Origin of the sequence: Streptomyces montanus (assembly GCF_005786655.1) — a bacterium.
In the GTDB taxonomy this organism is placed as follows: Bacteria; Actinomycetota; Actinomycetes; order Streptomycetales; family Streptomycetaceae; genus Streptomyces; species Streptomyces sporangiiformans.
Genome location: NZ_VBZC01000072.1, coordinates 5,668 through 30,606, shown reverse-complemented (window position 1 = coordinate 30,606; position 24,939 = coordinate 5,668). Strand labels below are relative to the sequence as shown.

Genomic DNA, 24,939 nt, shown 5'->3' with positions numbered 1-24,939 from the left:
GGCACGCGGCGTGCGGCTCCTGGCGGCGGTGCACCGGACGGTGCGGTCCGGCCCCCCCGAGGGGGGCCGGACCGCACTCAGGTCAGCTCAGGCCCGAGATGGTGGTACGAACCTTGGCGATGATCTCTTCGGGGATCGGGGCGTAGTCGATGTCGGCCAGAGCCTTCTGGCCGTCCTCGCTCGCGATGTAGGTCAGGAACGCCTTGGTGGCGGGCAGGGTGTCCGCCTTGTTGCCCTTGTCACAGACGATCTCGTAGGTGACCAGGGTGATCGGGTAGGCGCCCGCGGCCTTGGTCGCGTAGTTCAGCTCGAGCGCGAGGTCCTTGCCCGTGCCGACGACCTTGGCGTCCGCGATGGCCTTGGTGGCGCCGTCGACGGAGGCCTCGACCGGCGCGTCGGCACCCGTGTCGAGCTTCACCTTCTGGATGGGGTCCTTGGCGTACGACAGCTCGAAGTAGCCGATGGCACCCTCGGTCTGCGTCACCTGCTGGGCGACACCGGAGGAGCCGGAAGCGGACTGGCCGCCCTTGGCCTCCCAGGCCTTACCGCCTTCGTACTTGCCCCAGACGTCCGGAGCCTGGGCCTTCAGGTACTTGGTGAAGTTGTCCGTGGTGCCGGACTCGTCCGAGCGGTGGAACGCCTGGATCTTGGTGGAGGGAAGCTTGGCGTCCGGGTTCAGCTTCTGGATCGCCGGGTCGTTCCACTTCGTGATCTTGCTGTCGAAGATCTTGGCCAGCGTCTCGGCGTTCAGGACCAGGTCGTCGACGCCCGAGAGCTTGTAGCCGACGGCGATCGGGCCACCGACCATCGGGAGGTCGATGCCCTGGCCGCCGGAGCAGGTCTTCTTGGAGGCCGTGACCTCTTCGGGCTTCAGCGCGGAGTCGGAACCGGCGAAGGCGACCTGGCCCTGGTTGAACGCGGTGACACCGGCGCCCGAGCCGCCGCCCTTGTAGTTGATCTGCACGCCCGAGCACTCGGCCGTGAACGCCTTGACCCAGGCGTCGATCGCGTTCTTCTGTGCGGACGAGCCATCGGCGAGCAGCTGCCCCTTGGCGTCGTCACACTTGATGTTGCCGGCGGGCGCGGCCTGGGTACCGCCGTCGCCACCGCCGCCCGTGTCGTCGGAGCCGCACGCCGTCAGCGCGAGGGCGCCGGAGACGGCGACAGCACCGAGCGAAAGGGCGCGAAGCCGGTTCTTGCGCTGAAGCTTCACTTTCGGGAGTTCCTTCCAGGAGCCGCCGTAACGGGCGGCGTGCGAAGTCGTGTCGCAGCCTCTCGTCCGCACGAGACTGCCGTCGTACTGCCGATACTTACCGCGGATGTGTACCGCTGATATCGGGCGATACGTAAGCGCGCTTCCGTGCCCGCTACGCACCGCGTAAGGCCGAAATTAGGCAGATCAGGTGAAGCCGCCGATGGCCGTGAGTGAACGGAGGGTGAACCCCTGCCGTCAGTGCGGTGAGGTCACGGAATGCTTACGGGGAGAACACGTGGGAGTTCCGATACCTCCGCGCCTCCTGCGGTGCTTCCCACGCGGCATGGAACCCCGGCCATCCCAGTCCCGTCTCGTCCCACGTGAAACGACGACAGGCGGGGACACACATGCGACGACGTTCGTTCGTGGGAGCAGGCGCCGCGGCCCTCGCGGCCGCGGCGACCGCCGCGTGCAGCGGCAACGGTTCGGAGCCGCAGTCCGCCAAGGGTGCAGACACGGCCGGTGCGCAGATCACGAAAACACGGGCGCCGGCCGCCGCCGACCTGGCGGCCCTGAGCAAGGACCTGGACGGCAGCCTGGTACGTCCGGGCGACGGCGAGTGGGCGGCCGCCCACCGGCTGTACAACACCCGCTTCGACTCGCTGAAGCCCTCGGCCGTGGCATACGTCGCCCACGCGGCGGACATCCGTACGGCGCTCTCATACGCCCGCGCCCGCAAGGTCCCCGTCGCCATCCGCAACGGCGGCCACTCCTACGCCGGCTGGTCCTCCGGCGACGGCCGCCTCATCATCGACGTGTCCCGGCTCGCCAAGATCCGGGCCTCCGGCGACGAGGCCGTGATCGGCGCGGGCGCCAAGCTGATCGACGTGTACCGGTCCCTCGCGGCGAAGGGCGTCACGATCCCCGCCGGCTCCTGCCCCTCGGTGGGCGTCTCGGGCCTCACGCTGGGCGGCGGACATGGCGTGGTCTCCCGTGCGTACGGCCTGACCTGCGACAGCCTCACCCGGGCCACGCTGATCACGGCCGACGGCAAAGAGCTCACCGCCGACGCGAGCGAGAACAAGGAGCTCTTCTGGGCCCTGCGCGGTGCGGGCAACGGCAACTTCGGCGTGGTCACCGAGCTCCGCTTCCGGACCCACCCGGCTCCCCAGGCCGTATCGGCGCACATGACCTGGCCCTGGGCCAAGGCCGCCGCCGTCCTGGCCGCCTGGCAGGAGTGGGGCCCGGACCAGCCCGACGAGATCTGGTCGTCCGTCCACTTCGAGAACGCGGCCGGCGGCACGCCCAGGGTCTCGGTCTCCGCCTTCTCGCTCGGCACGTACGGCGAGCTGCAGAACGCCGTCGACCGCCTGGCCGACCGGATCGGCTCCCGCGCCGCGGGCGTCTCGCTCCAGCGACACTCGTACGAGGAGTCGATGGAGATGTACGCGGGCTGCTCCTCCTTCTCCACCGACGCCAAGTGCCACCTGCCGGGCGAGACCCCCGGCCGCTCGCCCGAGGGAGCGCTGGGCCGCGAGACCTACGCGGCCCGTTCGGACTTCTTCGACCGCTCGATATCGGCCACGGGCATCCAGACGTTGCTGTCCCAGATTTCCGCGGTCCGGGGCGGCGCGGGCAGCATCGCGCTCACGGCACTGGGCGGCGCCGTCAACCGCGTCGATCCGACCGCCACGGCCTTCGTCCACCGCCGCTCCCGGATGCTGGCGCAGTACACAGCCTCCTGGCGCGCCGGCACGTCCGGCTCCGCCGCCCAGGCCTGGCTCACGTCAGCCCACACCGCCATGAAAGCCCACGCCTCCGGCGCGGCCTACCAGAACTACACCGACCCCACCCTCAAGAACTGGCGCTCCGCCTACTACGGCCCGGCGGCAACCCGCCTCACGGCCCTGAAGAAGCAGTACGACCCGGACCGGTTCTTCACGTATCCACAGGCGCTGTAGCGATGCCCGCCGACCGAACAAGCGGCGGCGGCAAGCGCTACGCCGCCAGGTCCCGCTCCTCGGCCTCCGGCTCCGAACCCGCCGGAGCCTCGGCGGCCGCCTTCCCGTCACCCTCGGGAGAAGTACCCCGCGCCCGAATCAGCCACCCGGCGCTCGGCGACCGCTCCACGGCCCGCGTCACGGGCGTGAGCAGTGCCATGGCGAGCGGCGAGAGCAGCAGTGCGACGGCGGTGCCCAGGGCGAACCCACCGATGACGTCCGTCGGATAGTGCACGCCCATGTAGACCCGGCAGAACCCTCCGAACAGCGCGAGCGCAACCCCGCGAGCCCGAACTTCCGGTTCGCGACGAACAGTCCGACACCCATCGCCATCACGAGCGTCGCGTGGTCACTCACGAACGAGTAGTCGGTCTTGCCTGCGATGAGGACGTCGAGTCCCTGGTGGTCGAAGAAGGGCCGGGGCCGTTCGACGAAGCCCCTGATCGGCACGTTCACCAGCACCGCGATGCCCGCCGCGAGCGGCGCCCACACCAGCCCGGCCACGGACGAGGCGGCGTCCTCGCCACCGCGCCGCCGCACGGTCCACCAGCACCACACCACCAGCAGCACCATGGCGAGCAGGACACCCCACTCACCCACGAACTCCATGACCCGGTCGAACCAGTGCGGCGCATCCTTGGCGAGACCATTGATGTCGTAAAGCAGGTCGACGTCGGGGTTCGCCCCGGATTCGGCGAGTCCAGCCATGGTGCTGCGGCCCCTTCGTCGTCATCTTCCCGGCGCACCTTGCCGATGCGCCGCGCCATTCACCCCCGTGGTCGGCTACGCCACAGGAACGCACAGTCCCCTTCTCTACGTTCCACACTCCACCGAATGATCACGCAGACGTTATCGAAGAGAGACTCATTCCCGCAGCTCAGGGGGTGACTGTAACAGGCAGTAACGGAAAGATCCGGCCACTTCACACCCGTGTCGGCAGTGCTTTCGCGCCATCTTCGGTGACCCGGGTCGCCCCGAAGTAGTCCGGCGTGTCGATCGGGTCGAACCGGATCACGGCTCCCGGCCGCGGCGCGTTGATCATGTATCCGCCGCCCACATAGATCCCCACGTGCCGGATGGCCCGGGAATTGGTGAGGTCGTCCGAGAAGAACACCAGATCGCCCGGCAGCAGTTCGTCCCGCTGCGGGTGCGGCCCGGCGTTGTACTGATCGTTGGCGACCCGCGGCAGCTCGATGCCGACATTCTCGTACGCGGCCTTCGTCAGCCCCGAGCAGTCGAACCGACCGCCCTGATCGGCCGTGCCGTTGCCGCCCCACAGATAGGGGGTGCCGAGTTTCTTCTGGGCGTAGGAGATGGCGCCGGCGGCCTGCCGCGAGGGATCGACACGGGTCACCGGTTTGGCGAAGCTCTGCTCCAGGGTGCGGATCGTCTTGACGTAGTGCTGCGTCTCGCTGATCGCCGGCACCCCGCCCGACTTGATGACGCGGTACGCGCCCGCGTTGTAGGCCGCGAGCATGTTGTCGGTGACGTCCCCGGGCACGTCCTTCACGTACTTCGCGAGAGAGCAGTCGTACGACGCGGCCGACGGGATCGCGTCGTTGGGGTCCCAGATGTCCCGGTCGCCGTCCCCGTCACCGTCGACGCCGTGGGTGGCCCAGGTGCCGGGGATGAACTGCGCGATACCGCGCGCGTCGGCGGGGCTGACGACGTCCGGATCCCAACCGCTCTCCTGGTAGAGCTGGGCGGCGAGCAGCGCGGGGTTGATGGCGGGGCACAGGTTGCCCCACTTCTGCACGAGCGGCTGATAGGTGGCGGGCACGGCCCCCTTGGCGAGCCCGACGCTCCCCTTGCCCACGCCGTTGGCAAGGTTCCCTGCCGTGATGTACACCCCGACGACGAGCAGCATCACGAAGCTCAGCCCGAGCCCGACCGCGATGCCACCGGCCACCCATACTTTCCGCACGGCTCAACCCTCCCCCATGTCGGTGCTGTTCAAGGCCATTTGCGTCGAGGATGGCGTCATTTCGCCGCTGTGAACCCGGTGCACAGGATGCTCGCGTAGTCGCCAGGCGTCCGGACGTGGTGGAACTGCACGGTCCAGGCACCGGGGTCGTTGGCCAGAGGGATGGCGGGGAGCGGCTTGCGACCCTTGGGCCAGTTGCTGAAGTCGTCGGGGTATGTGGCGTACTTCCACTTGTTCGGGCCACCGCCCCCGTACAGGTCGACCGGCTTGCTGGTGTAACCCACGTTCACGTTGTCGCTCAGCAGCCCCTCGACGGGCTTTCCGGTGCTCGGGTCGATGTCGTGGGGCGGCTTCACGCTGATGGTGACGTAGTACGGCGCTTTGCCGTCCCCGGAGGACGCCAGCATGTCGGCGAACCCGATCTTCACCTTGTTGGCGAACGTGGCGGTCGCCGGGTCCTTGGGCTCCGGATCGTCGGGGTCCTCGATGGACGTCAGGAACTTCTGACTCGGCCGCTCTTCATAGGGCAGGTTGCACTTGTTCGTGGCCGAGTCCCAGAGGTTGCGGTCGATCTTGTCCTCCGCGTAGGCGGGCGCGCCGCCCTTCGCCGCCCCCGAGGACGGTGAACTGGCGGCGCTGGTCGGCGACTTGTCAGCGTTCGCACTGCTCTCACCATCCTTGTCGCCCTTGTCGTCCTTGTCGTCCTGCGGGATCAGGACGAAGGCCGCCCCGACCCCCACCACGAGGCCCACCGCCACCGCGACCATCCAGGGCCGGGTACGGCGACGCTCCGGCTGGGAGAGCTGAGTGGGCGTGTACCCATGGACACCCGGGGCCGATGCCGAGGCCGTCGGCATCTCGTGCGGCCCCAGGGGCGGGGCGCCCGGAGCGGGCGGAACGCCCTGAGGCGGCGTCTGCGGCACCGCCTCCCCCAGCCCCACGAGCGCCCCGTAGAACGTGTCCTCGACCAGCGCCGCCCGCACCCCGCACCGCGCGATGACCTCGGCGAGACCGGGCCGCGCTGCCGGGTCCTTGGCGACGCAGGCCTCGACGAGCTGCGCCAACTGCGGTTCCACGCCCGCGAGATCGATGGGCTCGTGAACGGCCCGGTAGCTCACTCCGGCGGGCTCGCCCATGCCGAACGGAGGCCGTCCGGTAGCCGCGTACGCGAGTGTCGCGCCGAGCGCGAACACGTCCGCCGCCGGCCCGACCTCATTGCGCATCAGCACCTCGGGAGCGGTGAAGCCGGGCGTGCCGGGCGCGTACCCCGCCTCGGTGAGCGCCGTCTGCCCGGCGCCCCGCGCGATCCCGAAGTCGATGAGCTGCGGCCCCTGGGCCGCGAGGATGACGTTCTGCGGCTTGAGATCCCGGTGTGTGACGCCGTGCTCGTGCACCGCCGCGAGGCCTTCCGCCAGCGAGGCGAACAGCCCTCGGCAGGTCTCGGGCGGCAGCGGCCCCCGCTCGGCGACGGCCCCGCTGAGCGTCGGCCCCGACACGTACTCGGTGGCGAGCCAGTACGGCGCGGCGTCCAGCGACGCGTCGATGAGATTCGCGGTGTACGCACTCCGCACCGCCCGCGCGGTGTCGACCTCGCGGCGGAACCGTGCCAGCGCCTCCGGATGATCGGTGATCTCGTCCCGGATCACCTTCAGCGCCACGAGCCGCCCACCAGGCGAACGACCGAGGTACACCTGCCCCATGCCGCCCGCACCGAGCCGGGCGAGCAGCGTGTATGCGCCGATCTGCGCGGGATCCCGATCCTTGAGTGCGTCCACCGAACCGACCTTGCCACAAAGGTCACTTCCCCATCGAGGCCGCCTCCCGATACAGCGCGGCCGCTTCGTTTCCGAAGACGACGCTGTACGAGATGTCCGCGGTCGCCCCGCCCTGCTCGTATCCCCCCAGCACTCCCACGACCTCTCCGTCCCGGTTGACCCATGGGCTGCCGCTCGTGCCGCTGGTGAAGTCGGGGCAGGCGATGCGCTGTTGCGTACGGCTGTGAGCAACGGGCTTGTTTCTGCAGCTGACGGGCGTCTCGCGGGAGCTCGGATACCCGGTTACGGTCACGACGGCGGCCCCCGTCGCCCGCCCCGTCACCAAACGATTGGCCCCGACGACATCCTCGACGCCCTTCCCGTTGCGGTCGGCCACCACAGCGAACGCGACGTCGCTGTCCTCGTCCTGACTCCCCTTCCACCCATCGCCGACGTAAGTCCTCGTCACGGCCCAGGCCCCGTACGGCGCCTTCCCGTCCCGATAGCCGGGCACGAACACGATCTGCCCGCCCCCGCCCAGGCAATGAGCGGCCGTGGCGATGAGATCCCTCCCCTCGCTGTGCACGACGGAGGCGGTACAGAAGTGCGCACCGTCGCTGATGAGCACCCCGATGCGGGCGTCGGCGGCGTTCGCTGCCGCCGTTGTGGTGACTCCGAGCGGTTCGGCGTGTGTACGGGAGGAGTGAGCGGTCGCCGAGGAGACGCAGCCGGTGGCCAGCAGGGCGACGGCGGCGAGGGAGGCGTATCGCCGGATACCGGGGGGACGGGTGGGGTGCTGCATCGGGAAGAGTCTTGCCACACCGGGTGAGAGAAACGCCTGGACCCGCCTGAGAATCCTGTGTGAGCGGTCGTCCGACTCCTACGAGCGTGCACCTCGCCCGGCACGCGGCGAATCGCCGTACAAGCGGAAGCGGTCCGTGGCGACCTCGAAGGCGAGGGGCGGAGGCAGCGGCACGGGTTCCCCGAACTTGCCGGGCAGCACGTCGCGGTAGGCGCCGTTGTCCGGGTGGGTGTGCAGGGCCCAGGTGCCCTTGCGGGGATCGACGACCAGGAGGACGGCCACGCCCGCGACGGCGTACCAGTCGGCCTTGTCCCTGATCTCCCTGGACTTCTCGGGCTGGGAGATGACCTCCACCGCGAGCGCGGCGTCTTCAGGAGCGGCCAGCCAGTCGTCGTCATCCTCCCACTCCATGGGCAGGACGATGAGATCGGCGTGACGTAGTCGTCCGGATCCTCCGGCAGCGCAAGCTGTGTCACGCCACCCCACCATTCACTCTCCGAATGCAGAGCATTACCGTACGACATCGCTCTGACACTCGGCCCACAGCAGCTTGCCGCCCCGGGCGGCACTCAGGGTGTACGCGCCCCACGCGTCGGCGCATGCCCGTACGAAGTGCAGACCGCGACCGTGTTCGGCGTCCGGCTCGGCCCGCGCGGGTACGGCGTCGAAGACCGGCGGGACGGTGGGATCGGAGTCCCACACGCCGATGCGGAGCCGCCCGGTGTCGGCGGCGCGCAGACGCAGGGCGTACGGGCCGCTCGTGTGCAGGTGGGCGTTGGTGAGCAACTCGGAGGCCAACAGCTCCGCTGTGGGACCGAGTTGGGTGAGGTCGTGTGCGGCGAGGACGGTACGGAGGGTTGCGCGGGCGACACCCGGTGCGCGGGGATCGTGCGGGAGTTGAAGGGTGTAGGCCCAGGACGGGGATACGGTTGCCATCGGAAGTCTCCGATCACGGAGGGGAGTTGGACGGTTGCCCAGTGACCGCGGCCGCTCCGTCGAGCGGGGTGCTTCTGGGCGGGGCGCCTGGCAATAAGATAGCGGCGGCCGTATAACGCATTACACAGTTCCCCTTAAAACCGTGAGATGCCACCCGTGTGGGTGACTGGCCGCAGCAAGGAGGCGGACAAGCCCGTGAGAACCAACCCGACGGGTCGTCAACTCCGCTTGGGCATTGAACTGCGCAAACTAAGAGAGCGCGCAGGCTTGAACGCGACCGAGGCGGGTCAACTGCTCGGTGTGAAGCAGAACCAGATCAGCAACATGGAGGCAGGACGCGCGGGTGTGAGCCCTGAGCGGGTACGCACCATGGCCTACCACTACGACTGCTCGGACACGGCGCTCGTCGAGGCCATCGCCGGGATGACGGGGGACCGCAAGCGCGGCTGGTGGGAGGAGTACCGCGAGATCCTGCCCAGCGCGCTACTCGACCTCGCCGAAGTCGAACACCACGCCGCGCGTCTCTGCACGGCCATCACCGTGCACATGCCTGGTCTGCTCCAGACCACGGACCACGCCCGGGAGACGTTCCGCCAAGTCGTGCCGGACCTCTCGCCGCCCAACATCGAGCATCGGGTCTCGTTCCGCATCAAGCGCCAGGCCGTTATCTTCCGAGACCCACCAACCCCGTACGTGGCTCTTGTCCACGAGGCTGCTCTGCGCATGCAGTTCGGCGGCTTCGCCGTGGCCAAGGCTCAGTTGCGGCACCTGCTGGACATGAGCGAACGCGAGCACATCACCATCAAGGTGCTCCCGTTCGCGGCCGGAGGCTTCCCGGGATCAGGACAGTCGATCTTCTACTCGAGCGGCCCGGTGCCTCAGCTCGACACCGTCCACCTCGACCAGTCCCACGGCCCGGTGTTCCTGGACGCCGAGGCCCAGCTCAGCAAGTACCGCCTACTCCTGGAACGTATGGAGGCCAAAGCCCTGGCCCCCAAGGAGTCACGCGAGTTCATCCACAGCATCGCCCAAGACCTGTGAAGGGAACCGATATGCCCATACACACCTGGCAGAAGTCGTCCTACTGCGGCGAGGGCGACTCCTGCGTGAACGTCGCCGCCGCCCCCACCGGCACAATCCATCTCACCGAAAGCAGCGACCCGGCCCGAGCCGTGCTCGGGACCACGCCGGATGCCTTCTCGGCTCTCCTCCGCACTCTCAAGGAGGAAACCCTCCGTGGCTGAAGTCCCCCCGAACCTCACCTGGGAACGCGCCGCCCCGCCGGAGGCGACAGGTTCCGGCCCCTGGATCGAGATCGCCTTCGGCGAGGGGGGCGACGGGGATGCTCCCGTCTACATCCGCGAGACGAGCGCCCCGGACAACATCGTGACGACCAACCGCCGCAAGTGGGACGCCTTCGTACTCGGCGTCCAGGCAGGCGAGTTCGACCACTTCGTCGAGGGCATCGAGGAAGCGGAGGACGCCGCATCGCCCCCTCTTCATTCCTCATAGCCGGTCGAGCGACTGGAGGCGAACGGGGGCGGGTCTCTCCGCTGTGCTCGTCACGCGCACTCTTCGGTCGTCGGCAGCGGAAGTGAGAACGGATTCCAGGATGTCCAGTACGTGATACCCGAGGACGCCCCCGGCTCTCGGTTCCTCACCGGGTGGTGTCAACGCAAGGTCCGCGACTCCGTACCCCCTGCCGGCGTCGCGGTACCCCGCGGACACGGGAAGGGTCTCCCATGCGTCGCCGTGGAGGCGGCGCAGCTGCACCTCTCCGGCGAAGTGGTTCGGGTCCGGGACCGCGAGGCTGCCGGTTTCGCCGTGGATCTCGATGTTCGCCGACTTCGTGGCGACGGCGTCGAAGCTCATGACGAGGGTGGACAGCGCCCCGGACGCGTGCGTGAGGACGCCGGTGACGTGGGTGTCGGTGCTGACCGGTATCACTTCCCCGCTGCGCGGGCCGGTCGCGATGATCCTGGTGGGCCGGGTGCGGCTGGCGGTCCCGAGCACCGAGGTGACCGGGCCGAGCAGCGTGACCAGGGCGGACACGTAGTACGGGCCCATGTCCAGCAGGGGGCCTCCCCCGGGCCCGTAGTAGAAGTCCGGGTTCGGGTGCCACCGTTCGTGGCCGGGGACGACCATGGTGGCTGTCGCTGCCACGGGTGCGCCGATCAGCCCTGCGTCGATCGCCGCACGGGCGGTCTGGATGCCGGTCCCCAGGACCGTGTCGGGAGCGCAGCCGACGACGACGCCCGCCTTCGCCGCCGCTTCGAGAACGGCTCGCGCCTGGGCGGCGGTTGCGGCGAGCGGCTTCTCCCCGTAGACGCTCTTCCCGGCCGTGATCGCCTGAAGGGCTATCTCCGCGTGTGCGTCGGGGACGGTCAGATTGACCACGAGTTCCACGTCGGCGGCGGACAGCAGCTCTGTGACCGTGGACGCTCTCACCCCGGCACGGCCCTCTGAGGCTGCCGCGGCGCGATCGGGGGCGAGGTCGGCGACAGCGACCAGGTCGACCGTCACCAGCCTGTCGAAACTCGCGAGGTACTGGCCGCTGATGACACCACAGCCGATGATTCCGATGTTCAGCGGCTTGCCCACAGCAGTCCTCTCTCGATGATGGTCCTCACATTGCGGTCCTCCAGAACCGGCATGTGGTGACCAGGAGTGGCGACGAACACCCGGCCGTGTCCCCACTGCCTGGTCCAGATCGCCGGGGACACGACGGGCCTCTTCCACGGGTCCCAGTCCCGTACCTTCTGCGTGGTCGTGGCCAGCACATCGATGTAGTCGTCGCAGAGCACCCAGTACTGCTCGGTGACGAGTTCGAAATCGTCGATGCCGCGGGTGATGGGGTGGTCGGCGGCCGCGGGCAGCATGTTGACCGTGTAAGGGACGTAGTTGTCGGACTGCTCGCCCGTGCGTTCCGCGGGATGCACCCCGGGGTGGCAGGCGAACTGTCCGCCGATCAGGTGCAGGTAGTCGGAGCTGTTGCGGTAGGAGTCGGCTATGCCGCCGTGCCATCCGGCAAGGCCGGTGCCCGCCTCGACCGCGGCGCGCAGGCCCCGCACCTCCCCCTCCTCGATGGTCGACATGGTCACGCACTGCACGACCAGGTCGACGTCGGCCATGAAGGAGGCGTCCGCGTAGACCTGAGGGGACTCCTCGACGCGTACCTCGTACCCGTGGTTCTTCAGATGGGGAAGGAACGACTCGGTCGCCTGGACCGGTTGATGGCCCTCCCAGCCGCCACGCACGACGAGGGCTTGTCTGCGGTGCATGGTCAGACGTTCTCCTTCGCCTACCGGGATTCGAAATAATTTCGGATGAACTCGAAATCCGGGGTGACCTTAAGGAGCAGGTCAGGCAGCGTCAAGGACGCCGGATCTCAGCACTCGCCCCAACACGTCGCGAGATCTGAGGCGGTATCCGATGACCGAGTCATTCTTTTCGCAGATCAGGGACGCTGCTTGACTCGGCACCCGAGGGCCGCCACGCTGAGCCGGTCCGAAATTATTTCGTTCCGTGGGGGCGGCGATCCATGCGTGATGCGGTGCGGAAAGCACCCAAGCCGACCCTCGCGGCCGTGGCCGGTCGAGCAGGCGTGTCGGCGCCGACGGTGTCGAAGGTGCTCAACGGCCGGACCGACGTCTCCGCGGAGACCAGAGCCCGGGTGGTCAGGGCGCTCGAGGAAGCGGGATACGAGTCTCCCCGGCAACGACGCGCCGCGAGAACCGTCGCCGTCGGCCCCCCGGTCGTCGAGATTCTGATCGGCTCGCTCGGCTCCGGCTACATGACCGAGATCCTTGACGGGCTGCTCGACTACGCCGTCGAGCTCGGCATCGAAACGGTCGTGAGCAAGACGGCCGCGAGCGGGACGAGTGAGCCGTCCGCCCAGCGTCCGACACCGGAAACCCGGGCTCGGCGCATGGTCGAGGAGGGACGCCGGGGGCTCCTGGTGGTCACCCCCGCCGTAAGGGACTCACAGCTCAACGCCTTCCTCCGCCGGAAGATCCCCGTGGTGGTCATCGACCCGCACAACACACCGTCGGACGTCGTGAGCGTCGGGGCCACCGACTGGGCCGGCGGCAAGTCGGCGACCGAGCACCTCATCGAACTCGGCCACCGCCGCATCGCGTTCGTCGGCGGTGCCGTGACCGTCGACTGCAACCTCGCCCGCCTGCACGGTTACCTGGCCGCTCTCATGGCCGCGGGCATCCCCGTCGACGAGCAGTACATCGTCAACGGCCAGTTCCACGCCGAACACGGAGTCCGCGGCCTCACCGCACTGCTCTCCCTCGGCACTCCCCCCACAGCGATCTTCGCGGCCAACGACCTCATCGCCTCCGGCATTCTCGCCGGGGCACGCCGCAGCGGCATCGCCATCCCCCGGGACCTCAGTGTGGTCGGGTTCGACGGGTCCTACCTGGCCGAGGAGTCCGTCCCCCGGCTGACGACCGTGAACCAGCCGCTGAACGCGATAGCCCGAGCCGCGCTGGACTCCCTGCTCCGGCAGATCAAGGGCGAACCCTTCGCCGCCAAGCGCACCGAGCTCGCCACGAAGCTCGTCGTCAGAGATTCGACCGCACCGCCCGCGACCACAACCACGTGCCGCGCCACCGGCAACGGGCGCCACGGTCACGACCACTGACGCCACCGCGCCCCTCACCTCGGCGGGCCTGCCGTACACCGAGGCACACCCGCGCCAACGTGCCGCTGAATGCCACCCGCCCGGGCCTCCGTGCCGCCGATACGGCCCAGTTCGACTGTCCGTTCCGGGAATCGGTTACTCAGCCGATCAGTGCCTCGGTGATCTGGCGGGTCGTCTGCACGGCGACCCGGGGGTTGACGGCGGCGTAGGAGGTGTAGGCGTTCAGGCCGGTGGTCAACGCCCAGCCGCGGCCCCGGGTCCAGGTGGCGTCGTCCACGCCGAGTGCGGCCCGGAAGGCGGCCCGGCTCCCGGCCGACATCAGGGTGAACGCGATGGTCAGGTCGCAGGCCGGGTCGCCGATGCCGAGCCCACCGAAATCGATGACCGCGCTGAGGCGGCCGTCGACGGTCAGCAGATTGCCGGTGTGGAAGTCGCCGTGGAACCAGACCGGAGGGCGATCCCATCCCGGGGCGCTCAACGCCGCGTCCCACAGCTCGGTCATGGCCGCGGCATCGAACGCGCCGTCGACCTCCGCGATGGCGGCTCGCGTCGTGCGGTCCCGGTCGGCCAAGGGCCGGACGGCGAGGTCCTCGCCGGCGTCCTCGACCTGGATGTCCTGGGGCACGAACTGCTGAAGGGCGGTCAGGAACTCCGCCAGTTCGACGGCAGCCGCGGATGAGCCGGCCAATGCCTCGACGGTCGCCACCTCACCGTCCAGCCAGCGGGACACCGCCCACGGCCACGGGTAGTCGAAGTCAGGCTGACCCACCCCCACCGGTACCGGGACGGCCAGTGGCAGGTGCGGGGCGAGCCGGGGAAGCCACTCGGACTCCTTCCTGGCCTGTCCGATGGCCCCGGCGTGGCGGGGCAGCCGGACGGACAGCTCCTCGCCCAGCCGGTAGATCACATGGTCCGAGCCGGCCGGGTCGAGCAGCTTGAGAGGCAGGTCGGCCCACTGCGGGAACTGCGTATCGACCAGCCGCCTGGCCAGTACGGCATCGATCGCGGGGCGAGCGTCCGCGGTTCTCCCGGTTGCCAAGAGCAGCTCCTGCGGGTTGCGTGGCCGACGTACAAGCTGTCCCCCCGCCAAGCCTGTCGAAAACCGTGAACACTTCGCGCCAAAGTGTCATCCACTCGCGAGACACCCTCCTGCCGGCACTGGCCCGAGTTCGCCCCCCTGGTCAGGACTCCGGCGAAGCGCCGGTGTAGGCGGCGGTCGTGGCGTCGGCCGCCGTCCGCGCGACCGCCACGTCCTCGCCGGCGGCGACGTTCGCGTCGCACCAGCCCTGGCTGCTGAGCATCATGAACCGCTTGCCCTCCTCGGACACGAGCCACGCCCCCACCTCCTGGGGATCATTGACGCGTCCTCCGGAGGACAGATGCATGGCCAGGCCCATGACCGCCAGATCCCACCCCACACCGACGGCGCCGGGGCCGAACTCCGCCCACTTCGGGTCGTCGTCGACGTGGGCGAGATGCGCGAGTTCGAACCGCGTGCCGCCCTCGGCACCCGGCGTGAGCCGGAGCTCGATCCAGCTCACATGCCCGTCGTACTCCCATGTGGCGGCGAAGCCCTTGGGGGGATCGCACCGCTCGATCGTCCCGCTCGCGTTGCCCTCCAGCTGGTAGCGGCCGCCCGGAGTCAGGTCGCCCGAGACGGGCAGGAACCAGCGCGGGATGCGCTCGGCGTTGGTACAGGCGTCCCAGACGTCCTCGACGTCCGAGTCGTACGTCTGACTCACCGTGACGACACGGGCCTCGCCGGCCTTGAACATGCGCTTGCCGACCTGGCGCCGTACGGCATTGATCTGATGGGTGACGTCGATCATGTGTTGCTCCTCGGGGGACGTACTTGGTTCTCCGCTCGGTTACCTGCGGTCGTGTCTCGGCCGGCTTCTCGGAGGCGGCGCTCGCGCTTTCCCCGCGCCAGCTCTGTGGCCAGGGCGTCCAGGTGCGGTGTCCAGAACCGCCGGAACTGGCCCAGCCACGCGTCGATGTCCCGCAACGGCTCCGAGTTCACCGCGTACAACCGCCGGGTGCCCTCCGGCCGTACCGTGGCGAACCCGTTCTCCCGCAGGACCTTGAGGTGCTGCGAGACCCCGGGCTGCGATATCCCGAACTCATCCCTGATGACCTCGGTCACCGCCCCCGAGCTCATCTCCCCATCGGCGAGAAGCTCGAGAATCCTGCGGCGCACGGGGTCTCCGAGCACATCGAACGCGTGCATGGCCCATATATAGCTTCTCGCTTATATAAGCGTCAAGTGATCTATGGGCCCGGCAGGGACATCAGCATTGACCGCACCCGAGGACCGGCACGAAGCTCGGCGCATGACCACGCACCCGTACACGCGGTACGTCGCCATCGGCGACAGTCAGACGGAAGGCATCGGCGACGGGGACGAGGTGCACGGCCACCGGGGCTGGGCGGACCGGCTCGCCGAGATCCTGGCGGAGGGGAACTCGGACTTCACGTACGCCAATCTCGCCGTACGCGGGAAGGTGACGGCGCAGATCAGGGCGGAGCAGCTCGAACCGGCCCTCGCGCTGAAGCCGGACCTGGTGACCGTCGTGGCGGGCATGAACGACCTGGTGCGCCCCGGCTTCGACGCCGAGCGGATCGTGGGAGACATCGAGGAGATGTTCGCGCGGCTCACCGAGTCGGGTGCCCGGGTGGCCACCGTGACGTACCCCGACCTGGGGAAGGTCTCACCGTTCGCCCGCCGCGCGCTGCCGCGCGTCCTCGACCTCAACGCCCGTCTGCGCGCCGCCGCGGAACGCCACGGCGTCGCCGTCCTGGACGTCTTCCCGCATCCGGTCACGTCCGACCCGCGACTGTGGAGCCCGGACCGGATCCACGCGGGGCCGCTTGGCCACGCCCGGCTCGCCTCGGGCATGGCACACACCCTCGGTCTGCCTGGTCACGCCGACTGGACCGCCCCGCTGCCCCCGCTGCCGCCGCCCGCCCCGGTCTCCGCCCTGCGCACCACGAGTGCCGATGTGCGCTGGGCCGTGGGATTCCTGGGGCCCTGGGCCTGGCGGCGGCTGCGGGGCCGTTCCTCGGGAGACGGGCGCACCGCCAAGCGGCCTGAGCTGACGCCATGGGTGACGGACAAGAAGCTGACCTGAGCCGGGATCACGTCGCGGCTTCGGCCCCGCCGCCTTCCGGCAGCAGGGCCAGCAGCTGTTTCGTGTGGCCAGGCAGCTCCACTTGCGCGAGGCCCGTGATGAGGTCCCTCAGCGGCACGAGCTGATCGACCAGGACCGTGTCGTTGGACAGGAGCAGGGTGGGCACCGGGGCGTCGAGTTCGGCCTCGCTCAGCATCGGTCCGGCGAGTCCGCAGAGGGCGTCTCCTTGGAGGCGAATGCGGTCCCGAAGCCCGGCGTTGCCGCCGGCGCGCGCGATGATGCGGTCGATGGTCCAGGTGTCGAGCGCCATGCGGTTGTCGTACGTCGCGTTCGCTCCCGAAGCGACTGAGGAGACGGCGGCGATGGTGGCGGCATTGACGATGGTCACGTGCGCCAGGATCTGGTCGGCGTTCCACTCGCCGGCCGGCGGGACGGGGTTCGCGTCGCCCGAGTCGGCCACTGTGGCAGCGGCGTCCAGCAGCGCGCGGTAGGCGTCCCGAAGCGGGGCGGTGTCCACCATGGTCTTCTTCTTTCTGCAGTCGTGCGCGAAGTGACTTTGGGAAGCACCGTGACGACGTGAGGTTCGTCGCCACGGCCGGCCGAACATGCCCTGGCTAGCGCGAATCACGCTCAGCCGCCTCCGCCGCCTCGGCGACGCGCTTGATGTTCGCCAATCGCCGGTCCCAGTCGGCCGCCAGCGAGGCCATCCACCGCGCCGTCGCGTTCAGCGGGGCCGGCCGCACCGCGTACCGGACCTCGCGTCCGACCTTGCTGCGGGAAACCAGCCCCGCGGCGTCCAGGGCTGCGAGGTGCTTGACCACCGCCTGCCGCGAGACGGGGAGGTGTTCGGCCAGCGTCGTCGCGGTGACCTCGCCCCGCGCGGCCAGCAGATCGAGCAGCTGACGACGCGTCGGGTCGGCCAGCGCGACGAGGACACTGTCGACGGCCTCGGCGGCGCCGGGACCTTCTTCCGTCATGCGGAGGGCTGTTCGGCGCGCTCCTTGAGCGCTCCGAGCTCCAGGGGCCAGCCCTGGGTGTGGTCCTTCAGGTTCTGGCTGCGCAGCTCCTCGGACCCGGCCAGCGCCGCGAACCCGCTCTCGACGACGCGCAGCCGCGTCTGGTCGCCTTCCTGAGTCAGCGTGAACTCCACGAGGGTGCTGTTGTCCTCACGCAGTTCCTCTCCGGGGAACGCGCTGGTCCAGCGGTATGCCAAGTACGTGGGGGACTCGACCTTCTCCACACGCACCGGGAAGTCGCCGTGCTCCGGGTGCTTCGCCACCATCGACTCGCCTTCCCTGGCCACGGTGCCGGGCAGGCTCGCCTTGTCGGCGACCCAGAACCCGGGCTGGGCCACCAGCGACCAGACCCGCTCCAGGGGTGCCGCGATCAACGTTTCGCGTTCGATGCGGTCCTCACTCATGAGGGACTCCTTCACTGCCGCACTGCGCCATCAGATGCAACTCCAGAGTTGCACATAGACCCTCCACGTGCAACCCGAGAGTTGCACTCAGATCCACCCGCCACCGGATCACACGTCCGGCAGAAAGTCCCGTACAAGCCCGGCACAAGCCCGGCACAAGCCCTGACACCCCGACAGCTCCCCGCACCCCGCCCCGAGATAGCCTTCGCGAAGGCGGAACGGGCAGAACGGGCGGCGTCTACTCACCAGGAGACGGGCGACCCGGACACCATCGGCACGACGGACCGGCGCACATGGGACGCGGGCGGGCTCGATGGGCGGGGCGGAGCGGAAGGCCGCCACGTAGAAGGGGTTTAACGACGGAACCACACCACAGGTTCCGGTTCGACTTCATTGCCCGGCGTGACCTGCCGTGATACACAGAGTGACCGTGCACCTTCTTGCCCACCGGCCCGCACCCCGCAAGGGCCACGTCCGGACTGGTGGCAAGGGACACATACGAAACCCGCCAACCAATGACGCCAAGTCGACATACGACAGCGACATTGTCAGCGACAATGATGCCTGACCTCTGCGCAGTGGCAGGGGGTGCGGAACTACCCACCAGGGGCGGTGACTTACATGTTTGTAGCAGCCGAAAAGGGCGATATCACCACGATCATCGGCGGGATCGCCCCGGACTGGGGCCCCTTCGGCAACCTGGGCAACGAGGCGCGGGTCATGATCGAAGTCGTGATGGCGGTAGCCATCCTGCTCTGCCTCGGCATCGCGATCTGGGGCGCGGCGAAGCAGCGTATCGGCGCCACCGCCCTTCGCGACACCTTCAGTGCCGAACAAGGCAAGGGCCTCATCATCGCGGGCCTCACCGGGGTCTTCATCATCGGCTCGCTGGGCACACTCTTCACCATCGTGTACGGCATGGCCGTGTAGACCGACGTCGGGCCGGCGCCCCCTCGGACCCGGCCGGGCGCGCCCGTATTCCCTCCAACACACCCGTCCGACGTGCCCACCGGCTGAGGTTGCGTTTCCCTGATGTCGAGTCACACACCGCGCCCGCGCGAGTACCCGCGCGGCTACCGTCGTACCACGCGGTCCAGCACGAGATTGAGGGGGCGTACGCGACATGAGTCTCGGTGACGAGCACGGTTCGCGCGGCGACGAGGGCGGGTACGGCGGCACCGGCCAGACCCGTACGCGGCTCCCCGACGGTTCCGGTGACGTCTACGGCGGCGCGCGCCGCACCGGCCGCTCGTCGTCCCGCAGCCTCGTCACGGTGGTGGGTGTGGTGGTGCTCCTGATCGCCGCCATCGCCTTCGCGAACCGTGGTGGCGGTGATTCCGGATCGGGGGACGACAGCGGCGAGAGAACGGACACGTCCCCAACGGCCGCCTCCGGCCAGCGCCCGGTGGAGGCGAAGACCGGAGGGATCCCCTCCGGCTTCGCCCATGACCGCCAGGGCGCGGAGTCGGCTGCGGCGAACTATGCGGTGGCGCTGGGTTCGACTGGGATGTTCAAGAAGGACAGTCGGCACGAGATCGTCGAGACCATCTACACGTCCGCAGCGGCGAACAAGATCCAGGGCCCTATGGACGATGCGTACTCAGCAACGTTCCTTAGCAAGCTGGGCCTGGATGCGGACGGCGACCCGCCGCAGGGCAGCACGTTCGTCTCGCGCACGATCCCTGTAGGTACCAAGGTCCAGAAGTACACGGACAACAGCGCAAAGGTCGCGGTCTGGTACATGGGGCTCATCGGCATGTCGGGGGATGGCTCGACCGACCCCGTCAGCTCTACCTGGAAGACGTGGACCTTCGACCTTCAGTGGTCCAGTGACGACTGGAAGATCACCACGGACTCGCAGAAGGACGGGCCAGCTCCCGTTCCCGGCGATAACACGGCCGCCACCTCGGACGAGATCAGCAAGGCCATCGAGGAGTACGGAGGGTTCACGTATGCCCGGTAGCCCAAGGCGCATGCTCAAGCTCACCGCTGCCGTAGCCGCCGTGCCAACAGTTGTCGTCATGCTGGCGTCACGTGCCGTCGCGGCACCGACTCCGAAGCCGTCACCGTCGAACGAGCCGTGTGACCTTCTGATCGGCCCCGCCAAGGAGTACTGCGAAGATGACGGCGGCTCCGGAGGTGGAGGCGGCGGCACCCTAAAGGACCCCACCTCCACCCTCGACCCCCTCTCCTCCTTGGCAAAGGGCTGCGCCGACGCCGCCTCCTGGACCATCGACAAGCTCAGCGAGGCCGTGAAGGAGACGGCGAACGTCGACTTCACGAACCCGGAGTTCCTGCAGCAGTACGCCGTCGTGTTCGCGGCGTCGACGATCCTCACCCTCCTGCTGTGGCTGCTGGCCGTGGCCAAGCGGGCCGTACGAGGCGTCCCCCTCACCACGGCCATCTCGGAGGCGATCGGGTTCCTCTGGCTGACGGTCCTCGCGTCCGCGTTCACACCCCTGATCCTCTATACCGTCGTCTCGGCGACCGACGGCGTCGCGGAGGTCCTGGCCAAGACGACCGGCAACCAGACGGACCAGTTCTTCGGCAACTTCTCCGGCGCCCTGGGCAAGGGCGAGGACATCGGCGGCGGGCCCATCATGCTCATCGTCGTGTCCCTGGTCTCCATCCTCGCGGCCGGAGTCCTCTGGCTCGAACTCGTCATCCGCGCCGCCCTCCTCTACGTCGGCGCGCTGCTCGGCACCGTCGTGTACGCGGGTCTCGTCGACAAGAACCTGTGGGGCCATGTGCGCCGCTGGGCCGGCATCATGATCGCGGTGATTCTGGTGAAGCCGGTCATTGTGATCGTGCTGGGCCTCGCCGGCGCACTGGCCGGCGAGGACGGACCGGACGCCTTCTCGGCCGTCGTCTCCGGGCTCGCCATCATCCTGCTGGCCATCTTCGCGAGCGCGATGATCTACCGCTTCGTACCCGGCTTCGGCGACGAGATCGCGCACTCCCGGCACAACCGCATCATGCAGGGCGCCGAGGGCAAGGCCGCGGCCGTCATCAGCTCCCCCGCGACCCTCGTCGCCCAGGGCATCAAGACGCACAGCACCCGGGCCGGCAACAACAGCGGCGGCGGCGACCAGGGCGGCGGCGGCCCCCGCCCGACCAACCCCGCCTCCGGCGGCGTGGCAGCCCACAGCACACGCCCGTCCTCCAGCGGCGGCGGCGGAGGATCCGCCCCCGCCCCCGCGGCCACCGCGCCCCCGCCGCGCAGCGGCAGCCCGGCGAACACCCCCCACGCCAGCAACACCCGCAACAGCAGTACCAACCGCTCGGGAGGTGAAGGGCGTTGACGACCGAGTCCCACGTGTCCCATCCGGTCACGCCCCGCCGTACATATCTGATCGGCCGCGCCCGGCCGAACGCGATCGTCGGCAAGAACCGCGAATCCGGCGAGATCGCGCTGATCATCGTGGGCGCGTTCCTCGGCATGATGTGCGGCCTGCTCGTCCCCGTGCTCTCCCTGCGCATCGTCCTGCTGGTGGGCTTCCCGATGCTGGCGCTCGCGGCGGTGTACGTGCCGTACAAGCGCCGCACCTTCTACAGGTGGTTCGAGATCAACCGCAGTTTCAAGAGAACGCTCCGCCAGGGCACGACGTACCGCAGCAACGTCATGGAGGCCGGCACCCACACCGACGGCCGTGAGGTCGAGATCGGCCCGCCGCCGGGCATCGGACGTATCAGCTGGCTGGCCGCGCCCTTCGGACCGGACGAGATCGCGGTCCTCCTGCACGCCGACCGGCGCACCGTCACGGCCGCGATCGAGATCGAGGGGCCGGGCGTCGGCCTGCGCGACTCCGAGGACCAGGAGGCCCTCGTCGACCGGTTCGGGACGCTGCTCAAGCACGTCGCGAACGGCGACGGCTTCGTCACCCGCCTCCAGATGCTCGCCCGCACCCTCCCCGCCGACCCGGACGCCCACGCCAAGGACGTCGCCGTACGAGGAGACGAGCGCTCCCCCGGCTGGCTGCGGCAGTCGTACGACCAGCTCCAGTCCATGGTGTCCACCAGCAGCGAGCAGCACCGCGCGTACCTGGTGGCCTGCATGCACTACTCGCGCGAACTCGCCGCCGAGGGCCAGGCGATGGCACGGGCCGCGCGCCCGCAGGGCGGCAAGAAGCTGGACAAGGACGCGGGGCTCGCCGTCGTCATGGCGCGTGAACTGACCGACATCTGCTCGCGGTTGCAGGAAGCCGACATCCGCGTACGTCAGCCGCTGGGCCAGGGGCGCCTCGCCTCCCTCGTCCATTCCATGTACGACCCGGACCACCCGATCGACCACATCCAGGCGATGACGAAACGGAACGCCTGGCCGGCCGAGCTGGACGCCATGGAGCCGACGTACCTCCAGGCCAAGACCCGCGAGTCCTCCACCCGCGCACCCTGGTGCCACGCCACGGCCTGGGTGAAGGAGTGGCCGATGACACCGGTCGGCGTCAACTTCCTCGCGCCCCTCCTGGTCCACACGCCGGACGTCATCCGCACCGTCGCCGTCACCATGGACCTCGAACCCACCGAGGTCGCCATCGAGCGGATGCTGACCGAGAAGACGAACGACGAGGCGGAGGCCAGCCGCCAGGCCAAGATGAACCGCACCGTCGACCCGCGCGACATCGCCTCGCACAACCGCCTGGACCAGCGCGGCGAGGACCTCGCGAGCGGCGCGGCCGGCGTCAATCTCGTCGGCTACATCACCGTCTCGTCCCGCTCCCCCGAGGCACTCGCCCGCGACAAGCGGACGATCCGCGCCTCGGCCGGCAAGTCGTATCTGAAACTCGAGTGGTGCGATCGCGAGCACCACCGAGCCTTCGTCAACACACTCCCGTTCGCGACCGGCATCCGGAGGTAGGACTTCATGCGGGATCCGCTGACCGTCCTCACGGAAGCTTTCACGTCGTTCCTGTTCGGCAAGGTGGAGACGACCCGGCTGCCGGTGCGTACGTCCACCGGACAGGCCCAGGCCGTCTACCTGCCGACGGCCGCGCCCGGCCTCGGCGACTCCGGCGTCATCATCGGCCGCGAGGTGTACTCCGGCAAGGGCTACATCTACGACCCCTTCCAGCTGTACGGGCAGCAGCTCCCGGCACCGCACTGGCTGGTGCTCGGCGAGTCCGGCAACGGCAAGTCGGCCCTGGAAAAGACATACGTCCTCCGGCAGTTGAGGTTCCGCGACCGGCAGGTCGTCGTGCTCGACGCACAGGGTGAGGACGGCGTCGGCGAGTGGAACCTCATCGCCGAGGAGCTGGGGATCACTCCCATCCGGCTCGACCCGACGGCGGCCCTCGACATGGGGATCCGGCTCAATCCGCTCGACCCGGCGATCACCACGACCGGGCAGCTCGCACTGCTCCGGACGATCATCGAGGTCGCGATGGGGCACGGGCTCGACGAGCGCTCGGGCTTCGCGCTGAAGGTCGCGCACGCGTACGTCAACGAGACGATCGTGGACCGCCAGCCCGTCCTGATGGACATCGTGGAGCAACTGCGCCATCCTGAGCCGGAGTCGGCGGAGGCGATGAACGTCGCCATAGACGACGTACGGGCCTGGGGCCTGGACGTGGCCCTGGTGCTCGACCGTCTGGTGGACGGTGACCTGCGGGGCATGTTCGACGGCCCGACGACGGTCGGCATCGACCTGGACGCGCCGCTGATCGTGTTCGACCTGTCCCACATCGACCGCAACTCGATCGCCATGCCGATCCTGATGGCGATCGTCGGCGTGTGGCTGGAGCACACGTGGATCCGCCCCGACCGGAAGAAGCGCATCTTCCTGGTCGAGGAGGCGTGGCACATCATCAACAGCCCGTTCGTCGCCCAGCTCTTCCAGCGCCTGCTGAAGTTCGGCCGTCGGCTGGGTCTGTCGTTCGTGGCGGTCGTCCACCACTTGTCGGACGTGGTCGACGGGGCGGCGGCGAAGGAGGCCGCGGCGATCCTGAAGATGGCCTCGACCCGGACGATCTACGCCCAGAAGGCGGACGAGGCGAGGGCGACGGGCCGGGTGCTGGGCCTGCCCAGATGGGCGGTGGAGATCATCCCGTCGTTGACCCCCGGTATCGCGGTGTGGGACGTCAACGGCAACGTCCAGGTGGTCAAGCACCTGATCACCGAGACGGAACGCCCCCTCGTCTTCACCGACCGCGCCATGACGGAGTCGTCCGCCGAGCTGTCGGACGACGCGCTGCGGGCCGCCGAGTTGGAGGCGGAGGAGCGCGCGGCGGCGTTCGTGGAGCAGCACCTGAGCGACCTCGACGACTCGTCCGAGTCCACGGTGGCTTGAGAACGGCGGCATGAGAACGGCGGCATGAGAACGGCGGCATGAGATGAGACCGGACGAGCGGCGCCGCGAGGGCGAACGGGGTGAAGGGGGCATCCCCGACGGGCTGTTGGTCGGGGTGCTCGCGTTTCTGCTGGGCATGACCCTGTTGGTGTGGTCGGCAACGGGCCTGGCGGGCCTCTTCGACCACGGCTCCTGGCCCTCGAAGGTCACCTTCGCCCGCACGCCGCTCGCGATGCGCCACCTCATCCAGCAGCCGCACGACGTCGTCGGCGCGTGGCCGGACACTCCGGAAGGCCAGCTCTCGGGGTACGGGCTCTTCTGGGGCCTGTTCATCGGCCAGTTGATGGTGCTGCTGGTCCTCACCGTGTTCGTGATGGGCACGGTGGCCAGGTGGCGAGCGGGGAGAGCCGGAAGGGCGGCCCGACGAAAGGCGGCGGCGTTCGGCCCGGAGGGTGGACGTGGAGGTGCGGCGGCTCCTTACGGCTCGGGCACGTCCGACCCGGGCGCGGCGCCGGGGAGCGCTGCAGGCTCGGGCATGGCGCCGGGGAGCGCTGCAGGCTCGGGCATGGCGCCGGGGAGCGCTGCAGGCTCGGGCATGGTGCCGGGGGACGGTGTCGGCTCAGGATTTCCGCCTGGGGCGAGTGCGGGCTCGGGCGCACCGCTCGGGGGCGCGGCGGCCTCAGCCATTCCCCCTGCGGGCGCGGCTGACTCGGGGCTTCCGCCGGCGGCCCACACCGACCCGGCCGCATCGGCGGCGGCCGTAACCTCGTCGACGGCCTCTCCCCACTCGGCTGCCTTGGACCCCCATCCGGGAACGCCCGCCCCAACAACCACCCCCCTCGC

The 24,939-nt window shown here is 69.2% G+C and carries 25 protein-coding genes and 2 pseudogenes; 12 read left to right on the top strand and 15 right to left on the bottom strand.

The window, feature by feature from the left end:
• Positions 1 to 82 precede the first annotated feature (82 nt).
• The gene (gene pstS / locus FE633_RS40365) at positions 83 to 1,213 is read right to left on the bottom strand and encodes a phosphate ABC transporter substrate-binding protein PstS (RefSeq protein ID WP_138050145.1); all 1,131 of its coding nucleotides are present in this window, start codon (positions 1,211 to 1,213) and stop codon (positions 83 to 85) included.
• Between the two features lie 389 nt (positions 1,214 to 1,602).
• On the opposite strand from pstS, the gene FE633_RS40360 reads away from it, so the two are divergent.
• Positions 1,603 to 3,156 (top strand): FAD-binding oxidoreductase, encoded by a 1,554-nt coding sequence (locus FE633_RS40360; RefSeq protein WP_138050144.1) that lies wholly within the window; start codon positions 1,603 to 1,605, stop codon positions 3,154 to 3,156.
• Positions 3,157 to 3,193: 37 nt separating this feature from the next.
• On the opposite strand, the pseudogene FE633_RS40355 reads toward FE633_RS40360, so the two are convergent.
• The 6 genes and pseudogenes from FE633_RS40355 to FE633_RS40330 form a co-directional block, all read right to left on the bottom strand.
• A pseudogene (locus tag FE633_RS40355) lies at positions 3,194 to 3,903 on the bottom strand (phosphatase PAP2 family protein).
• Positions 3,904 to 4,117: 214 nt separating this feature from the next.
• A complete protein-coding gene (locus FE633_RS40350) occupies positions 4,118 to 5,062 on the bottom strand; it encodes a C40 family peptidase (protein ID WP_138050160.1) in 945 nt (314 codons plus the stop codon).
• 113 nt (positions 5,063 to 5,175) lie between these two features.
• Positions 5,176 to 6,894, bottom strand: a complete 1,719-nt coding sequence (locus FE633_RS40345) for a serine/threonine-protein kinase (protein ID WP_138050143.1) — start codon at positions 6,892 to 6,894, stop codon at positions 5,176 to 5,178.
• A gap of 22 nt (positions 6,895 to 6,916) precedes the next feature.
• On the bottom strand, positions 6,917 to 7,675 hold the full coding sequence (locus FE633_RS40340; RefSeq protein ID WP_138050142.1) for a trypsin-like serine peptidase: 759 nt from the start codon (positions 7,673 to 7,675) through the stop codon (positions 6,917 to 6,919).
• A 78-nt stretch (positions 7,676 to 7,753) separates the two neighbouring features.
• Positions 7,754 to 8,164, bottom strand: coding sequence for a Uma2 family endonuclease (locus FE633_RS40335; RefSeq protein WP_425473294.1), 411 nt, complete (start codon positions 8,162 to 8,164; stop codon positions 7,754 to 7,756).
• A 21-nt stretch (positions 8,165 to 8,185) separates the two neighbouring features.
• Complete coding sequence (locus tag FE633_RS40330; RefSeq protein WP_138050141.1) at positions 8,186 to 8,611, bottom strand: ATP-binding protein; 426 nt, start codon at positions 8,609 to 8,611, stop codon at positions 8,186 to 8,188.
• Between the two features lie 195 nt (positions 8,612 to 8,806).
• On the opposite strand from FE633_RS40330, the gene FE633_RS40325 reads away from it, so the two are divergent.
• From FE633_RS40325 to FE633_RS40315, 3 genes are read left to right on the top strand one after another with little or no spacing between them, the layout of a single operon-like run.
• Positions 8,807 to 9,652 carry a helix-turn-helix domain-containing protein gene (locus tag FE633_RS40325; protein WP_281291329.1) on the top strand — a complete coding sequence of 282 codons (846 nt, stop codon included), beginning with the start codon at positions 8,807 to 8,809 and terminating at the stop codon, positions 9,650 to 9,652.
• An 11-nt stretch (positions 9,653 to 9,663) separates the two neighbouring features.
• The gene (locus FE633_RS40320) at positions 9,664 to 9,855 is read left to right on the top strand and encodes a DUF397 domain-containing protein (protein WP_138050139.1); all 192 of its coding nucleotides are present in this window, start codon (positions 9,664 to 9,666) and stop codon (positions 9,853 to 9,855) included.
• Positions 9,848 to 10,123, top strand: coding sequence for a DUF397 domain-containing protein (locus tag FE633_RS40315; protein ID WP_138050138.1), 276 nt, complete (start codon positions 9,848 to 9,850; stop codon positions 10,121 to 10,123). The genes FE633_RS40320 and FE633_RS40315 overlap by 8 nt, the downstream gene beginning before the upstream one ends.
• On the opposite strand, the gene FE633_RS40310 is transcribed toward FE633_RS40315, so the two are convergent.
• Together FE633_RS40310 and FE633_RS40305 are read right to left on the bottom strand one after the other, a co-directional pair.
• Positions 10,118 to 11,212, bottom strand: a complete 1,095-nt coding sequence (locus FE633_RS40310; protein WP_138050137.1) for a Gfo/Idh/MocA family protein — start codon at positions 11,210 to 11,212, stop codon at positions 10,118 to 10,120. The two genes, FE633_RS40315 and FE633_RS40310, sit on opposite strands and share 6 nt — an antisense overlap.
• Entirely contained in the window at positions 11,197 to 11,892 is a 696-nt protein-coding gene (locus tag FE633_RS40305) for a ThuA domain-containing protein (protein WP_138050136.1), read from the bottom strand. The genes FE633_RS40310 and FE633_RS40305 overlap by 16 nt, the downstream gene beginning before the upstream one ends.
• Before the next feature lie 305 nt (positions 11,893 to 12,197).
• Here FE633_RS40305 and FE633_RS40300 point away from each other — a divergent pair, with 305 nt between their 5' ends.
• Positions 12,198 to 13,262, top strand: coding sequence for a LacI family DNA-binding transcriptional regulator (locus FE633_RS40300; protein WP_212747333.1), 1,065 nt, complete (start codon positions 12,198 to 12,200; stop codon positions 13,260 to 13,262).
• A 139-nt stretch (positions 13,263 to 13,401) separates the two neighbouring features.
• On the opposite strand, the gene FE633_RS40295 is transcribed toward FE633_RS40300, so the two are convergent.
• From FE633_RS40295 to FE633_RS40285, 3 genes are all read right to left on the bottom strand, one after another.
• Complete coding sequence (locus FE633_RS40295) at positions 13,402 to 14,301, bottom strand: aminoglycoside phosphotransferase family protein (protein ID WP_138050135.1); 900 nt, start codon at positions 14,299 to 14,301, stop codon at positions 13,402 to 13,404.
• Positions 14,302 to 14,443: 142 nt separating this feature from the next.
• Positions 14,444 to 15,091: an SRPBCC family protein gene (locus tag FE633_RS40290; RefSeq protein WP_138050134.1), complete on the bottom strand. Its 648-nt coding sequence runs from the start codon at positions 15,089 to 15,091 to the stop codon at positions 14,444 to 14,446.
• Positions 15,088 to 15,489 carry an ArsR/SmtB family transcription factor gene (locus FE633_RS40285; protein ID WP_138050133.1) on the bottom strand — a complete coding sequence of 134 codons (402 nt, stop codon included), beginning with the start codon at positions 15,487 to 15,489 and terminating at the stop codon, positions 15,088 to 15,090. The genes FE633_RS40290 and FE633_RS40285 overlap by 4 nt, the downstream gene beginning before the upstream one ends.
• 103 nt (positions 15,490 to 15,592) lie before the next feature.
• Between FE633_RS40285 and FE633_RS40280 the strand changes: the two genes are divergently transcribed.
• On the top strand, positions 15,593 to 16,390 hold the full coding sequence (locus tag FE633_RS40280; RefSeq protein ID WP_138050132.1) for an SGNH/GDSL hydrolase family protein: 798 nt from the start codon (positions 15,593 to 15,595) through the stop codon (positions 16,388 to 16,390).
• A gap of 7 nt (positions 16,391 to 16,397) precedes the next feature.
• On the opposite strand, the gene FE633_RS40275 is transcribed toward FE633_RS40280, so the two are convergent.
• The 3 genes from FE633_RS40275 to FE633_RS40265 form a co-directional block, all read right to left on the bottom strand.
• Positions 16,398 to 16,910: a hypothetical protein gene (locus FE633_RS40275; RefSeq protein WP_138050130.1), complete on the bottom strand. Its 513-nt coding sequence runs from the start codon at positions 16,908 to 16,910 to the stop codon at positions 16,398 to 16,400.
• Between the two features lie 94 nt (positions 16,911 to 17,004).
• Positions 17,005 to 17,367, bottom strand: a complete 363-nt coding sequence (locus tag FE633_RS40270) for an ArsR/SmtB family transcription factor (protein ID WP_138050129.1) — start codon at positions 17,365 to 17,367, stop codon at positions 17,005 to 17,007.
• Positions 17,364 to 17,810: an SRPBCC domain-containing protein gene (locus tag FE633_RS40265; protein WP_119105219.1), complete on the bottom strand. Its 447-nt coding sequence runs from the start codon at positions 17,808 to 17,810 to the stop codon at positions 17,364 to 17,366. Before FE633_RS40265 ends, FE633_RS40270 begins: the two co-directional genes overlap by 4 nt.
• Positions 17,811 to 18,431: 621 nt before the next feature.
• Here FE633_RS40265 and FE633_RS40260 point away from each other — a divergent pair.
• The 6 genes and pseudogenes from FE633_RS40260 to FE633_RS48935 form a co-directional block, all read left to right on the top strand.
• Entirely contained in the window at positions 18,432 to 18,740 is a 309-nt protein-coding gene (locus FE633_RS40260) for a hypothetical protein (protein WP_119105211.1), read from the top strand.
• Between the two features lie 193 nt (positions 18,741 to 18,933).
• On the top strand, positions 18,934 to 19,773 hold the full coding sequence (locus FE633_RS40255) for a DUF8175 domain-containg protein (protein WP_138050127.1): 840 nt from the start codon (positions 18,934 to 18,936) through the stop codon (positions 19,771 to 19,773).
• Positions 19,763 to 21,112, top strand: a complete 1,350-nt coding sequence (locus FE633_RS40250; RefSeq protein ID WP_138050125.1) for a hypothetical protein — start codon at positions 19,763 to 19,765, stop codon at positions 21,110 to 21,112. Before FE633_RS40255 ends, FE633_RS40250 begins: the two co-directional genes overlap by 11 nt.
• Positions 21,109 to 22,668, top strand: a complete 1,560-nt coding sequence (locus FE633_RS40245) for an SCO6880 family protein (RefSeq protein ID WP_138050123.1) — start codon at positions 21,109 to 21,111, stop codon at positions 22,666 to 22,668. Before FE633_RS40250 ends, FE633_RS40245 begins: the two co-directional genes overlap by 4 nt.
• A 6-nt stretch (positions 22,669 to 22,674) precedes the next feature.
• Complete coding sequence (locus tag FE633_RS40240; protein ID WP_138050122.1) at positions 22,675 to 24,096, top strand: ATP-binding protein; 1,422 nt, start codon at positions 22,675 to 22,677, stop codon at positions 24,094 to 24,096.
• A 43-nt stretch (positions 24,097 to 24,139) separates the two neighbouring features.
• Positions 24,140 to 24,939 (top strand): annotated as a pseudogene (locus tag FE633_RS48935) (type VI secretion protein); the annotation flags it as partial.